Source organism: Microcoleus sp. T2B6 (assembly GCF_036700475.1).
Classification (GTDB): Bacteria; Cyanobacteriota; Cyanobacteriia; order Cyanobacteriales; family Microcoleaceae; genus Microcoleus.
Genome location: NZ_JAUBOZ010000108.1, coordinates 8,522 through 23,153, shown reverse-complemented (window position 1 = coordinate 23,153; position 14,632 = coordinate 8,522). Strand labels below are relative to the sequence as shown.

Sequence of the window (14,632 nt, the reverse complement as noted above, 5' to 3'; positions counted from 1 at the left end):
GCCTGTTCCACACACACTCAATTTTATTCAACAACAGGCAAGATGCCTGTTCCACACACACTCAATTTTATTCAACAACAGGCAAGATGCCTGTTCCACACACACTCAATTTTATTGTGGAACGGGCCGAAGAGCCCGTTTCTAAACAGATTTAAATTGTAGATTGCAGAAGCGTTATAATAAACAAAAAATTAAGTTTTGTAAAGACCCTTGACTGCAACATTTACACCCAAAAACAGCCGCACCTGGCACGCTCTCAACCCCCTGTGGCAAGGAGCCGAAGACGCAGTACAGAAGGGTTTGCCCCACACCAAGCTCGCACCGGCGTGGCAAATACTGCTCCTGGGCGACGGTTCTCCCACCCGTCACCTGCAACTGCTGACAGGGGAACCCACAGAAGTAGATGTGATCGATATGTCTTTAGTGGGTGAAGACGCAGACGGCGCACCAGAGCAAATTGTCGCGGTTCCGGGGCCGCGCCTGCGGCGACAAGTGTGGCTGCGGACTGCTTCGGGACAGCGCTTGGCCTATGCTACTTCTTGGTGGGAAGCGAGCCACGTAGACGAATATTTACAAAATAAATCTTTGCCAATTTGGGCTAGTTTAGCGCGGCTGCGGACAGAATTGTATCGCGATGTGCAGGGCATTTATTGCGGTAATTCGGTGGCTTTGGAGTCAGCTTTTGAACAGTCGGGGCCTTTTTGGGGGCGACACTATTTGTTTTGGCATCATGGTAAGCCCTTGACTCTGATTTATGAGGTTTTTTCTCCTTATTTAACTAAGTATTTGGGGCCGATGCAATTGGATGTTGATTGAGATTGAGCTCTTGCACCATTATCAAGAACAGGCTTTTCGGCCTGTTCCACAATAAAATTAACTCTTTGTGGAACAGGCATCTTGCCTGTTCATAAAAAGCTTATTGATAATGGTGCAAAATTTCAGTTGAGATTGAGTTCTTGCACGATTATCAATAAGGCTTTCAGGGCGGGCTAGAAGCCCAACCCCTACTCCCCACAATAAAATTTATCCGATTATGGAACAGGCATTTTGTGGCTTTCAGGGCGTTGCTCAGAGCAACGCCCCACAATAAAATTTACCCGATTGTGGAACAGGCCGGAAAGCCTGTTCTTAAGAATTTTTCCGCCGAAATTTCACTCGCAAACCGTCGCGGGGATGCGGAGTCGGTACTCGGATTAAATTCAAATCTTGATCCGGTAAAAGCTCCCATTCAAACTCCCGAACAATCTTTGCCGCAAACAACTTCATCTCTAACCGGGCAAATTCTTTGCCCAAACATTCTCGCAAACCTCCACCAAAGGGCACGTAGCTGAAAGGTTTAGCCGATCGATCCGAGCTAAATCGATCGGGGTCGAATCGATCGGGTTCGGGATAAACGGCGCTATCCTGATGCGTCTGATTGATTTGATAAAGTACCATCCAACCCTTGGGAATTTCGTAGCCGCCGAACTCGCAAGCATTAATTACCTGCCGAAAGCCGCCTCCCACTGGCGGAACCAACCGCAGCACTTCTCGCATAACCTGCTCTAAATAAGTCATTTCTTTGAGCTGTTCCAATGTTAGCGGTTCCGTAGCGGGGAACTGCTGCTGTTCGGCGCGGACTTTTGCCATCACATCGGGATGTTGAGCTAGGAGAAGACAAAAAGAGGCGATCGCCGAAGTTAAAGTTTCGTGTCCCGCAAACAACAGCAACAGCACTTGATCTTTCAACTCCTCCAAACTCAAACTATTTCCCTCGTCATCGCGAGCCGAAATCAGCAAACTCAAAGCATCCTTGTCGCTAGGGGTTCCTTGCTGGCGATCTATAATAATCTTTTCAAGTTCTGCCAACAGCAGCTTTCGGCACTTTTTCGCCTTGCCAAACTGACTCCAAGGCACATCTAAAGGAATCGAAAATAAACCATTGCACCACGTTTCAAAATAATGTCCTAGCGCCGTTTCCGAACCATTATCAATCCCTACTAACAACTTACCCGCAACATCAAAAGTATAATTCCTCAGTTCGGGATACCAAGTCATGGTTTCCATTCTGGCCCATTTTTCAAAATAGCGCTGAGTGATATCTTCCATCTCGCCGATGTAGCCTGCCAGAGCTCGCGGCTGAAACGCTTGGTACAACAACTTGCGGCGATTTTGGTGGTTAGCACCCGTTTGCAACGCCAAGGAAAGTGGCCCTAAAAGCGCTTTCGTGCTGGCAGGCCAAGTCACAGCAAAATATTGGTTTTCATTGCTTAAAACAAACAAATTAGCCTCTTGGCCACACACAAACACGGTAGGCTGTCCGAAAATGCTGGTTTTGAAAAGGGGCCCGTACTGCTGGTGGCGTTTTTTGGCAAATTGGGAATCTTGCAAAAAGTTGATAGTATCGCCAATTAGGGGTAAACCAAAACTGCCGGGAGGTAATGCCATTTTAGATTTTAGATTTTAGATTTTAGATTTTTAATATCATATCAATTTTAGTTGGAGGGTGGGCAATACGCAGCAGACAAATTTCTGGTAAAATAACTTTTCTCTGTGTGTAGCCTGTAGGGTGCGTCAGTCTTAAGGTTACTACAAAAATTTGTGGTTTTTCCAATTGACGCAACTTAGTAAGTTTGCCGATAAACCCATTTAAGTTTCTGTCCTTTTAATCGGAATTTCGATTGTAAATTCAGTGCCTTTTCCCACCACCGAGAAACACTTAATTTCACCTTTATGTTTTTCGACAATAATTGAATGGGAAATCGCTAAACCCATCCCCGTTCCCGAACCGACCCGTTTTGTAGTATAGAACGGGTCAAATATCCGCTGCTTGACTTGAGCGGTCATACCTGCACCGTTATCAGAAATTCTAATCACAGCGAGACTACCTTTTACCTCTGTACGAATGCGGATAATTCCCGGATTTTCAAGCGATTCTTGTAAAACGTCAATAGCGTTAGCGATAATATTCATAAACACCTGATTCAACAGTCCAGCGTAGCACTCCACCAGTGGCAATTGTCCGTATTCTTTAACGAGTTGAATTGCGGGGCGATCTGGCTGAACTTTCAGACGGTGTTCTAAAATCATCAATGTGCTGTCGATGCCTTCGTGAATGTTAACCTTTTTCATGTCAGATTCATCAAGGCGAGAGAAATTCCGCAAACTCCGCACGATATCCCGGATGCGAGTAGCTCCCACCTGCATAGAAGACAGCATTTTGGGCAAGTCCTCTAGCACAAAATCCAGCTCTAAAACTTCTATTTCTTCCTGAATCGCTGGAGAAGGTTCCGGGTATTCATCTCGATACATTTGCAGCAGTTTCATCAGGCTCCTGGTGTATTCTTCTGTGTAGGTAAGATTGCCGAAGATAAAGCTGACCGGGTTATTGATTTCGTGGGCAATTCCTGCTACCATCTGACCGAGACTCGACATTTTTTCGGCCTGCACGAGCTGAGTTTGAGCAAGCTTAAGTTCGCACAGAGTTACTTCGAGTTTGGCTGCTTGTTCTTGCGCTATCCGGGCTGAATCAACGCTTTTAGTGTAGAGTTCCGCTTGACTGATGGCGATCGACAATTGATCGCAAATTGCCGATAGCAACTCCACTTCGTCTTTGGTCCACCTGTGCACCTCGCGGCAAGAAGTGCAGCCAACAACTCCAGTTAAACCCCCTGCACTCTTAACCGGAAAATCCAAGACAGACTTGTAACCCACCTGCAAAAAGAATTCCCTTTCTACTGGATCGCTGAAAGTTGCCACATCATCTATTTGATACATTTCCAAATTAGCTATCTTTTGCGCCAGCGTCCCCGTTACCTCAGCAGGGTAATAACCCAAAAGCGAGAGCAAGTCATCATTTTTAGCTTCATGGACGATATCCCAAGCGGGCGTCTCGGCATCGGGCGTATACCACATAAACAGGCAGCGATCGAGTTGCAGCAAGTCGCGAATTTGCCGCACAGTTGTTGCCAAGATAGTATCTAAATCTAGAGAAGCGCGGATTTGACTGCCTAGCTGGTTGAGCAATTTTTGCTGCATTGCTGCTGCTTTTGATTCGGCGGCGGCGAGGCGAGATTTTTCGTAAAGTTCGGCTTGATTAATGGCGATCGCCAATTGAGTTCCTACTGCCATTAACAGTTCCACTTCTTCGTCTCTCCACAGCCGCACCCCGCTGCAAGCACCGCAGAGGATCGCGCCAATTTGACCCGACTGTGTTTGAAGGGGAATGTCCAGCAGAGAATTGAGCCCTACAGACATTAAAAATTCCCGTTCGGCTGGATCGGTTAATGCCTCAACATCGTCGATCTGAATTATTTCTAAATTGCTAATCCGCTCAGCGATAGAAGCAGTTGGCTCGACAGGATATAAACCCAAACGCGAGGGCAAATCGGCATTCTTTGCCTCGTATCTCACATTCCAAACCGGCGGCGAAGCGTCGGGTAAATACCAGATAAACTGACAGCGATCGAGCAGGAGCAAGTCGCGAATTTGCTGCACAGTTGTCGCCAAAATAGTATCTAAATCCAGAGATTGGCGGATATTGCTAGCTAGCTGGTTCAGCAGCGCTTCCTGCTCAGCTAATTTGCGGAATCTCGCTTCCGACTTTTGCAACTGTCTTTGAGCTTCTTTTTGTTTTGTAACGTCCAAACCCAAACCGATTAAGCCGATCGCGTTACCACAATCATCTTTGACCTTAGTTTTAATTGTCTCCAAATAATGTTCTTTACCATCAGCAAGCTGTATCACTTCTTCAGTATAACATGGAATATTTTGGCTCCACGCTTGCACGTCAGATTTCATGCACTTAGCCGATGCTTCTAATCCCAAAACTTCGGAATAGTGAGACGCTGCTAAAAATCTTGATTCAGGTATAGCCACATCTTCGCAGAAAGTTTTGTTAATTAATAACATCCGCCCGCTAGCATTGGTCAGCCATACCCAGATCGGAGCGTTGTCAATAATTGCCCTCAAAGTTTGCTTTTGTGTGGCGAGAGCTTCTTCTGTTTGTTTGCGCTTAATCCCCAGGGCGATCGCATCGGCACTTGAGGCCAAAGCAATCAGCGTTGATTCGTTCAACTCCTGGCGAGCAAACATCGCGATTACTCCCAGCAACTGATTGTCAACAATTAGCGGATATCCAGCAAAAGCCACCATTCCTTCTCGGGCCGCCCATTTTTTGTCCTTAATGCGAGGATCTTCTTGCACAGAATTAGTGATGTGAGGTTGTCGCTCCAGGGCGATTAAACCAATCTTGAACTCGCCGACAGGAATGCGGCTGTGAGCGCCGTCAATGTGAGTATATATCCCCGCGCTTGCTTGCAGTTGCAATACATTTTCCTCTTCATTCAACGTCCAAATCCGAGCAAAGGCAACATCCAAATGGCGCACAACTGCATCGGCGCAATATTGCAAAGTTGCAAGCAAAGTCTGGTTTTGAGTTAGACCAATTCCCACATCTGCTGTGAATAAAGAAAGTTTTAATTGTTCTGCTAAAGCTTGTTCTGCTATTTTGCGCTCTGTAATGTCGGTAGCAGCACCGAGACGCTGCTTAATTTTTCCCACCTCTGTTCTGCTAAACACAATTTCCCGGCTGACTAGCCAGCGCCAACAGCCATTTTTGTCGCGCACCCGGTATTCGTACTCACCAACTTCGCCGTCGGGAGCAGTTTCCAATTGCTGCAAATATTCGGGAAATTTAGCTAAATCATCAGGGTGGATAATGGTCGGCAACAGACTGCTGCCCATTTTTTGAACTTCTTCGACGGTATAGCCCAGCGCGACAGTGATTTCGCGGTTGTTGTACACATTTCGCTGCTCGATCTCGTCGTATAGATAGAGAATATTCGGAGTAGCATTGGCAATTTGTTCGATAAAACGCTGGCTTTCTTGCAGCGCTGCTTCTGCTTTTTTGCGATCGCTAATATCGCGAGCAACTCCCACTACACCCGTGATGTTTCCAGCTCGATCGCGCAAAGGACTTTTGGTAGAAAGAACTCTCAGGATGTTGCCCTCGCTATCTTTTACTACTTCCTCGCTCGTTTCCTCAATACCAGATTGCAATATCCGGCGGTCATTTTCCACCAGCATATCTGCAATCTCCGGCGGAAATAATTCTGCATCTTTTTTGCCAATAATTTCTGATTTTGGCAAGCCAATAATGCCCGCAGCCGTAGAATTGAGCAATAGGTACCGACTCTGAGTATCTTTGACAAAAATGCTGTCGCCTGTACTTTCGATTACGTTTTCAAACAGGATGTTGCTCTCTAGTACCGCTGCTTCTATTTCTTTGCGATCGCTGATGTCGCGAGATACGCCAACTACGCCGATAATATTTCCTTCGGCGTCTTTCCAAGGGCATTTTGTTGTTAGTAGCGTCCGATCTTTGCCATTTTTGGGTACAATTTCTTCATAATTTAAATATTCTCCCGCTGTCACGATCCTGCGGTCTGCTTCGATAATTTGCTGGGCTATTTCTGGGGGAAATAAATTTGTATCGTCGCTGCCGATCATTGCCTCCACCGATGTTGAGAGCCAGTCAGCAGCAACGGAGTTAGCGATCGTGTAGCGACCTTGAATGTCCTTGACAAAAATGACATCCGGCGTACTTTCAATCACCGATCGCAAAATAGAATTGCTTTGCTGGAGGGACTGTTGGGCGAGTTTGGGATCGGTAATTTCGCGGCCGATACCATACATCAATTCTTCCTCGCAGAAAGGGCTAACTGTCCAGGCTACCCACTTGTAAGACCCGTTTCGACACTGCCAGCGATTTTCAAACCCAACGGTATTATTCCCGGCAGCAATACTTTCAGCTTGTTTTATAGTAGCTTCGCGATCGTCTGGATGCACGAATTCAATGAAGAGTTGGCCAATCATTTCGGCTTCGGAATAGCCGAGGATTTTTTCTGCTGCTGGGTTGATGCGTTTTACATAACCATCAAAACCAATGACGCACAGCATATCTAGCGAGAGGCTAAAAAAGCGATCGCCCCCGTTGGGTTCGCTGGATGGACGATCGTTTTGGGCTGCGACAGCAGAAGCTTTTGAGCGCCCCGATACCCCCAAAAAGACAATATTGGCTATTCCCAAAAATCCCAGGGCGAGTGGGCTATCGTAGAAATTATCAGCGCTGCCAGCTACGAGCCACCCGTTTAAGACAAGCAGTACAATTATCAAAATTGAGAATACACTGCCAGGGGCGATCGTCGCTAGGCTAATTTTTTTTTCATACTCCTTGCTGCCTTCTGCCTTTTCTATTCTGGTGACTGCTGCCGTAATTTTTGTCCACAACACGTGCAGTAAGTTCGAGAATTTAGTGCTTTTTGATTCTTCGATACGAACAGAAGATTTCATTTTTTTACTTTTGATCCCGTTTTACGTGTGGTGAGCCAAAATTACAATAAAGCTGTTTAAATATTGTTAAACTTTCCTAGCTTGCGAAATCTAGCGTTTTAAAATTTGCGTAAATCTACGCAAACCGACCATATAATTAAGTGTATTTACGGAATTAGCGAGCAATCTCTTTTTAGCTGGGGTGGGCATTTTCTAATTTTTCCGACTCATAGAGAGAGTTTATCTATAATACTACGCTACATATTGCTGTTAGTCATTGGACATTTGGCCTAATCTAGCTAATCCTGGACGCAGAACCTAATTATGTAGGGTTCTGCTGAAGCAGCTTACCGCGTTAGAGTAGCGTGTTATACCACTTTTATCGTCCAGGAATGACCGGGTTTGATGTAGGAAAATACTGCGTGGAGCGCGCTGGCTGTGGGTTGAACAACCCGGAATATTAGTCAAGTTCAAGCAGGTTGAATTTGACAATAAATTATGAAGTTAAAATAAAGATAAACTGCGGATTTCTGAAGATAAAATGACAAAAATATTGGTAGCATTTTTTCGTTGCACTCCTATTTTCGCGCGTAAGGGCTAATTAGTAATTGGTAACGGCCAATTGGTAATTGATACGAGTTTAAAACACTAGATATCAATTTTGTTGTGATTCATCAGCAGGCGATGGGGGCCAAGGCGCCACAGCACCCAAAGCAGATTTGCGGCCTAATTGCTGTTGCCGAATTCGCTCCAAATTCCCCGCAGGAATAGAAGCTATGAGTTGCCGCGTGTAAGCTTGCTGGGGTTGGCGGTAAATGCGCTCAGCAGTGCCAATTTCCTCGATTTTACCTTTGTTCATGACGATCGCGCGATCGCTCATAAACTTGACCACGCTCAAATCGTGAGAAATAAAAATATAAGTCAGTCCAAACTCTGTTTGCAACTCCTTCAGCAAATTTAAAACTTGCGCCTGCACCGACACATCTAATGCCGAAACCGACTCATCGCAAATAATAAACTTAGGATTCAAAGCCAAAGCTCTAGCAATACAAATTCGCTGCCGCTGTCCGCCCGAAAACTCGTGAGGGTAGCGCCGCATAAAATCGGGATTTAAACCCACTCTCTCCAACAAATAAGCCGCGCGATCGCGCTGTTCTTTGGGGTTCTTACCAAAGCGGTGAATTACCATCGGTTCCATCACCGCATCCCCAACATTTAGGCGCGGATCGAGAGAACTAAAAGGGTCTTGAAAAATAATTTGCAGATCCCGCCGCAGCCACCGCAATTTGCGATCGTACTCTTTTTTCATCCGATAATTAGCCATCCACTGCGATGCCGAGCTACTTCTCGCAGGAGGCGTAATTTCTTGACCTTCAAAAAACACTTTACCACTGGCCACCGGAATTAATTGCAGCAAAGCCCTAGCCAAAGTTGATTTGCCGCAGCCAGACTCGCCCACCAAACCCAAAGTCTCGCCCGGGTAAACCTCAAAAGAAATATCGTTTACCGCCATAAACAAGCGTTTAGTTTCGCCAAACATTCCCTGCACGGGAAAACCGACGCGCAAGTTATTAACAGCTAGCAAAGGGCCCGAAATATGCGGCAACCGAGGCGGTTTTCCTGTTGCAAAAGCGGAATTTCCCCCGCTGTTGTCGCCGTCTAAATCGGCATTTTTTTCGACAATTACTAATTCGCCGCTAGCATTTGTGGTGACATCCATAAAATCGGAAACTGTCGGCAAGCGGCGCCTTTGCCGATCGAGAGTTGGGCGGCAAGCTAACAGACCTTTTGTGTAAGGATGTTGGGGATTGCTGAAAATTTGTTCGATCGCACCGCACTCAACAATCTTGCCTCGGTACATCACCGCCACCGTATCGCCAATTTCAGCAATGACGCCCAAATCGTGGGTAATAAAAATCATTGCCATGCCTCTAGAGTCGCGCAACTCCCGCAGCAAAGCTAAGATTGTTGCCTGCACGGTTACGTCCAAAGCCGTGGTAGGTTCATCAGCAATTAATAAAGTTGGATTGCAAGAAATGGCCATTGCAATCATCACGCGCTGGATTTGACCGCCTGAGAGTTCGTGGGGATAGCGATCGAGCATAGCTTGTTTTTGGCCGTTGACGAGCTGCATCAAATCGCGATCGTCCTCCCGAACCGCTTCTTGCCGCAAAGCCAAACACCGCTGCCTGAGCTCATCGTCGCCCGGTAGCAGCTTCACCTCTTGCAGCAGAGAAGCAGCTTGGCGCCGCGCTTCTGTCTGCGACACCTGTTGGTGCAAACAAATGGCTTCTGTGAGTTGAAATCCGATCGTATAAACGGGATTTAGCGAACTCATCGGCTCTTGAAAAATCGTCGCAATCTGGCTGCCCCGGTATGTTTGTTTTTCCCTGTCCGGCATTTCCAGCAGATTCACAGGCCCATTGCTAGCGCCGTCTTTTGTCGAATAAAACCAAATTTCGCCATCGATTTTCGTTGACGAACTCGACAGCAAACCCATAACCGCCAGGGATGTTACCGATTTTCCCGACCCCGACTCTCCCACGATGCCCAGAGTTTGCCCTCGCTTGACCTCAAACGAAATGCCGTCAACCGCTTTGACGGTTGCAGACGCATCGCCTGCGTCTGTAGATTGAAATTGAACCCGCAGGTTGCGAACTTCTAGAACGGTTTCACTCATGGAGGTCTATGGCAGTTAAATGGAGATTAAGTGGATTGTAGCAGGGCCTGTGGAAGGCAGAAGGCACGGGGAAAGTTTTAAGATTGCTTCGATCCTCGCGAAGCGTGGCAATCTGAAAACTCAGGGCTAGTTATAGATAGCGGCTCTCAATCAGGTGAGGTACTCGCCGGCTTTCTTACCAATTCCCCAATCGAAAATCGAAAATCGAAAATCCCAATCAGTACCTGACTCAATAATTGACAATTGCGATAAGTGCCTTCTGCCTGCAATTTTCCTCAAAAACCGATGATTTGAGTGTCAGCAGGCAGTGCAGTGGCCTCGGAGACCTTTTTAAACACGGTTGCCTGCTCGTTTAAGGAATTAGGTCTGGCCTGTCCGGGATTAGTGCCTTGCAACTGAAGCCGCATTTGACCTTCGGGAGTCAATTCAAAAACAGTCTGAACGGTTTCTGTGCTGCTGAGGCCGACATCAATGTGCATCGGTTTTTCACCGAGATTAACTTTGTACCTCATTTCTTTGGCGCGGGCGGCTCCGTCGGGGCCTTTCGCCATGAGAAACAATTTGCCTTCTGGGGCAAAGACGAAGGTGAAAGACTGACCGGAGGCGACTGTGCCTTGCCATTGGCCTAGGAGTTGCTGGTCGATGCTGCTAGCGGCCGGGGCTGCTGTTTCTTGGGCAATTATTGGTGCTGCTGCGGATGCGGGGCCGTGTGAAGCGGTGAAGCTGGCGAGGATGCCGAAGCAAAGGCCACCTGCGATCGCTTTACCAATCATTTTTGAATTAGACATGAGACCGATCTAAAAATTGGTTATTTGTTTTGTACACTGTAGCGGTAAAACCGTACTTTATTTAGTTTAAATCCCTTTTAAGGATAGATATAGGTTGCGGTTCCAACCTGCAACGCAGTTGTCATCCCCCGACTAAAGCTTTTCCTGAGCTTGTTGAAGCGTCACGGGGCTTTCAGTTTTTTTTATTGTAAAATCCAATACAAATTCGGCTTAAGCTGCACAGTTCGCTGTTCTGAGTAGATTGTTCTTCACTCAAAACAGCTAATTGACTATTGCGTTCGATCGCACTCCCAGATAGTTTGGCAAATCGATCGCATTAATAGTCTTTCATTAATTTTTTTCAGTATCGGGTTCGACTTGTTCTGTCGGAGATTCCGGCGCGGCTTCCTGTGGATTTCGCGATCGTTTCATTCGCTCCAATGCCTCTGCGTAAGACCAAGCCATGCTCACAATAAAAGCTTTCGCCATGCCGGACAAATTTTGTGCATCCTCGCTTTCAGGCGCTTCAGCTTTTTGGTTGCCGTCGTTCATCATGTTTTTGTTTTCTCCCGGGCAGGTTTTTCTAGCGATTTTTTGCAGTGTGCGATCGATACCCAAAAATTATGATTTTGCTTGCACCCGCACCCTACTTATCTTTGAGGGTATGACCTTGATTACCACAAATAATATCATAAATACGCTGATTCGATGACCGGATCAGAAAGAAACCTTAACTTCGCTGGTTGCCCGCAGCACTGACTCTTGCTGGAAAGTGCGCTTGTAAATTTCGATAATTTCATGAATAGCTTGATTCTTGGCCGGACTACTTTCATAAATTAAAATAACTATTTTAGAGTTTTCTCTAATCCGAATTCCAGAACTGTTGAGAAACTGCCCGGAGCCCTCTAATACGGTTAGCCCTTCCCGAAAGCGAGGGGTAATAACCGCCTTGACAAACTCCTGCCATTCGGATTCAGAAATGGTCTCGCCTCCAGGTTTTGTTAAGCCAAAATACAGTTCATCTTTGAGGAGATTTGTTTGCTTGGCATTAGTATCCGAAGTTTCGGGAATTTGAGCGTGGGCAATTGTGGCCGGACAAACAGGCAGGATGAACAGCAGGCCGGTCAAGCAAAGACTGTTAAGATGTTTATTCATCAGGAATTACGCGGAACTTCTATATTGTGGGCCGTTGTTTCTAGCGTGCCCTTGAAATGCTGATAGAGAATAAGCTGTTGGGCATCTAAATTGTATTTTTTGGGCGGGCGAGACGCCCACCCCACAAGACTTTTCTTAAATTTGACTCTACAATTTAAATGCACTTCAGCTTACTGCAATATCTCAGTTTTAACCACCGAGTCTGATCAACGGGTTTTTAACGCAAATTTGATTTAATTTAACATAAAAGACTTCCAACTCAAAAACCCAGTTTCACCTGAGAAACTGGGTTTTTGAGCGTCTGTTCTAGTTTATTTATGATCGCCTACTTGATTGCGTCTGTCGTATTAAGCTGCTACGCATCTAAATTGAATACAGAGACGGGCAGGATGCCCGTCCCACAATAATTGTAGAAAAATTGACTGTCAAATTAGATGCACAGCAGCTTAACTAGCTCAACCTATTTTAAACGTCAAACTTTTCAGGTGTTCAGAAACCCGGAAGGGCGAGAACTCTTGGCTGCGCCCTTAAAGCAATCAGGTTTCTCAGTGTTATATTTTTTTAGGTGGAGCTAGTTATCCTTTAATTCGCGGACACTTCTCTTAGCAGTGTCTTGGTACATCTCCCCCATTTCTTTCACGGCTGCTCCTGCCTCTTGCCCAATCTTCTGAACTCGTTCGCCCGGAGAGTCTGAGGTTTCGCGAGCTTCTTGCCTCCATTCCCGTGTTGTTTGGGGTCTTTCAGGATTGTTTAGATCAGCCTTTGAGCTGGCTTGCGCGCCAAAACCTTTGTTACTGCTTCCGGAATCAACATTTGTTGTTAGCAGCAGAAAACCGACTAGGACAACACTCAAAAAACTCTTGATTTGAAAGCCCTTAAGCAGGGAACTGATGCGAGCAATGGCTGTGGAAATCAAATTCATCTGGGTCATACTCCCTAAGTTTATTGGTGATATTTTTGAACATTTTTTCATCTAATAGACTGGCTCCAAAATCAGCAGCTAACGCGAGGGGAAGCCAATTTAGCTTCAACTTGCTATTAACCAGATAAATAGAGTTATAGGTTAGCGATTAAATCTGGTAAACACGCCACCTATGTGTCAGCCAATTAGTTTTTTCACACATGATTATCACGTTAACAGCAGCCAAAGAGTTCTACCTCTAACTAAAGTCATAACTTAGTTAGAAGTAAAAACAATATTTTTCAGCACAGGGTTAGAGAATTTTTAATCAATCATGCTCTGCAGCGCAAATTCTTATTGCAAGCGATCGCCCGTTTTCACGTCAAACCAGTGCAGCAACTGAGGCCCAAAAACCAGCTCTACAATTTCAGAATTCCAGTGGCGGTCATTTGGCAGCAAAGCCCGCACCGTTACTGACTCCACACCTTTAACTCGGACGCTAACTAAATTTTGCATTCCCAAGTTTTCCACTAAAAAAACCTCACCTTTAATTGCCTCTGGGGCCGACATATTGCCGGCCTCTACATCTGCAAAGCCGACGTGTTCCGGGCGAATTCCCAACACAATTTCTGGCGGCACAGTAGGTATATTTGGGAGTGGAACTCGAAAATCCCCCAACACAGCAAAATTGCCCTGGCATTTAAGCACTAGCAAATTCATTTGCGGGCTGCCCACAAAACCGGCTACAAACTGATTTGCCGGACGAGTATAAATTAAGTGTGGCGGATCTAGCTGCTGGACGCTGCCGCTGTTGAGAACTGCGACTTTTGTAGAAAGCGTCATTGCTTCGGTTTGGTCGTGAGTGACGTAAACTACAGGAGCTTTTTGAGAGGAAAACAATTGTTTGAGTTCAGCCCTAACTTTTTCTCGTAATAATGCGTCGAGATTGCTCAAAGGTTCGTCGAGCAAAAATACTTCCGGTTGGCGCACTAATGCGCGGCCAAGGGCGACTCGCTGCCGCTGTCCGCCTGATAGTTTTCCTGGTTTGCGATCGATTAATTCCGTCAATCCGAGGGAGGTTGCAACTTCCGTCACTAACCGATTGATTTCAGTGGAGGAGATTTTGCGAAGTTTGAGGCTCGATGCCATATTCTCGTATACTGTCATGTGCGGATACAGCGCGTAACTTTGAAAAACCATTGCTATATCGCGATCGCCCGGCCTGAGATAAGTGACATCGCGATCGCCAATTCTAATCTCGCCTCTCGTCGGCTGTTCCAACCCTGCAATTAATCGCAGCGTCGTAGATTTACCACACCCCGACGGCCCCAACAAAGTCAGAAATTCCCCTTCGCTGACATCCAAACTAATGTCTTTTACGGGAACTACTTTAGGGCTGTAGGTTTTATTGAGGTTTTTGAGTTGCAATTTTGCCATGATTTTAAAGTGTTGACTGTTGACTGTTGACTGTTGACTGTTGATTTGACTCGTTACCAGGCTCTGCCTGGTCACGCATATCCGGAGGCTCTGCCTCCAATTTTCCTGTTTAAAAAGCGAGGCAGAGCCTCTAGATATCGGTTCCCAGGCAGAGCCTAGGAACCAGTTCCATCTAAAATCAAAAATCTCAAATCGATAGGGTTGTAGGTTTTATTGAGATTTTTGAGTTGTAATTTTGCCATGATTTTTAAAGTGTTGACTGTTGACTGTTGATTGTTGACTCGTTCCCAGGCTCTGCCTGGTAACGCATATCCGGAGGCTCTGCCTCCAATTTTCCTGTTTAAAAAGCGAGGCAGAGCCTCTAGATATCGGTTCCCAGGC

11 protein-coding genes are annotated in these 14,632 nt (G+C 46.1%); 1 reads left to right on the top strand and 10 read right to left on the bottom strand.

Annotation, left to right across the window (positions count from 1 at the left end; translation table 11 throughout):
* The first annotated feature begins 210 nt into the window (after nucleotides 1-210).
* Nucleotides 211-816 (top strand): chorismate lyase, encoded by a 606-nt coding sequence (locus QUA00_RS30500; RefSeq protein ID WP_333142930.1) that lies wholly within the window; start codon nucleotides 211-213, stop codon nucleotides 814-816.
* Here the strand turns inward: QUA00_RS30500 and QUA00_RS30495 are convergent.
* The 10 genes from QUA00_RS30495 to QUA00_RS30450 all read right to left on the bottom strand — a co-directional run.
* Nucleotides 771-896 carry a hypothetical protein gene (locus tag QUA00_RS30495; protein ID WP_333412182.1) on the bottom strand — a complete coding sequence of 42 codons (126 nt, stop codon included), beginning with the start codon at nucleotides 894-896 and terminating at the stop codon, nucleotides 771-773. The two genes, QUA00_RS30500 and QUA00_RS30495, sit on opposite strands and share 46 nt — an antisense overlap.
* 232 nt (nucleotides 897-1,128) lie before the next feature.
* Nucleotides 1,129-2,427 (bottom strand): cytochrome P450, encoded by a 1,299-nt coding sequence (locus QUA00_RS30490; RefSeq protein ID WP_333412181.1) that lies wholly within the window; start codon nucleotides 2,425-2,427, stop codon nucleotides 1,129-1,131.
* A gap of 201 nt (nucleotides 2,428-2,628) precedes the next feature.
* Nucleotides 2,629-7,332, bottom strand: coding sequence for a PAS domain S-box protein (locus tag QUA00_RS30485; protein WP_333412180.1), 4,704 nt, complete (start codon nucleotides 7,330-7,332; stop codon nucleotides 2,629-2,631).
* 634 nt (nucleotides 7,333-7,966) lie between these two features.
* Entirely contained in the window at nucleotides 7,967-9,991 is a 2,025-nt protein-coding gene (locus tag QUA00_RS30480; RefSeq protein WP_333412179.1) for an ABC transporter ATP-binding protein, read from the bottom strand.
* Nucleotides 9,992-10,266: 275 nt separating this feature from the next.
* Complete coding sequence (locus QUA00_RS30475) at nucleotides 10,267-10,779, bottom strand: hypothetical protein (protein ID WP_333142934.1); 513 nt, start codon at nucleotides 10,777-10,779, stop codon at nucleotides 10,267-10,269.
* Nucleotides 10,780-11,109: 330 nt separating this feature from the next.
* Entirely contained in the window at nucleotides 11,110-11,313 is a 204-nt protein-coding gene (locus QUA00_RS30470) for a hypothetical protein (RefSeq protein WP_333142935.1), read from the bottom strand.
* A 162-nt stretch (nucleotides 11,314-11,475) separates the two neighbouring features.
* Entirely contained in the window at nucleotides 11,476-11,913 is a 438-nt protein-coding gene (locus tag QUA00_RS30465) for a DUF3574 domain-containing protein (RefSeq protein ID WP_333412178.1), read from the bottom strand.
* A 571-nt stretch (nucleotides 11,914-12,484) separates the two neighbouring features.
* Nucleotides 12,485-12,835: a hypothetical protein gene (locus QUA00_RS30460; RefSeq protein ID WP_333300568.1), complete on the bottom strand. Its 351-nt coding sequence runs from the start codon at nucleotides 12,833-12,835 to the stop codon at nucleotides 12,485-12,487.
* A 333-nt stretch (nucleotides 12,836-13,168) separates the two neighbouring features.
* Nucleotides 13,169-14,251, bottom strand: coding sequence for an ABC transporter ATP-binding protein (locus tag QUA00_RS30455; protein WP_333412177.1), 1,083 nt, complete (start codon nucleotides 14,249-14,251; stop codon nucleotides 13,169-13,171).
* 155 nt (nucleotides 14,252-14,406) lie between these two features.
* Nucleotides 14,407-14,632: hypothetical protein (locus QUA00_RS30450; RefSeq protein ID WP_333412176.1), on the bottom strand; the 226-nt coding region annotated here is incomplete at its 5' end.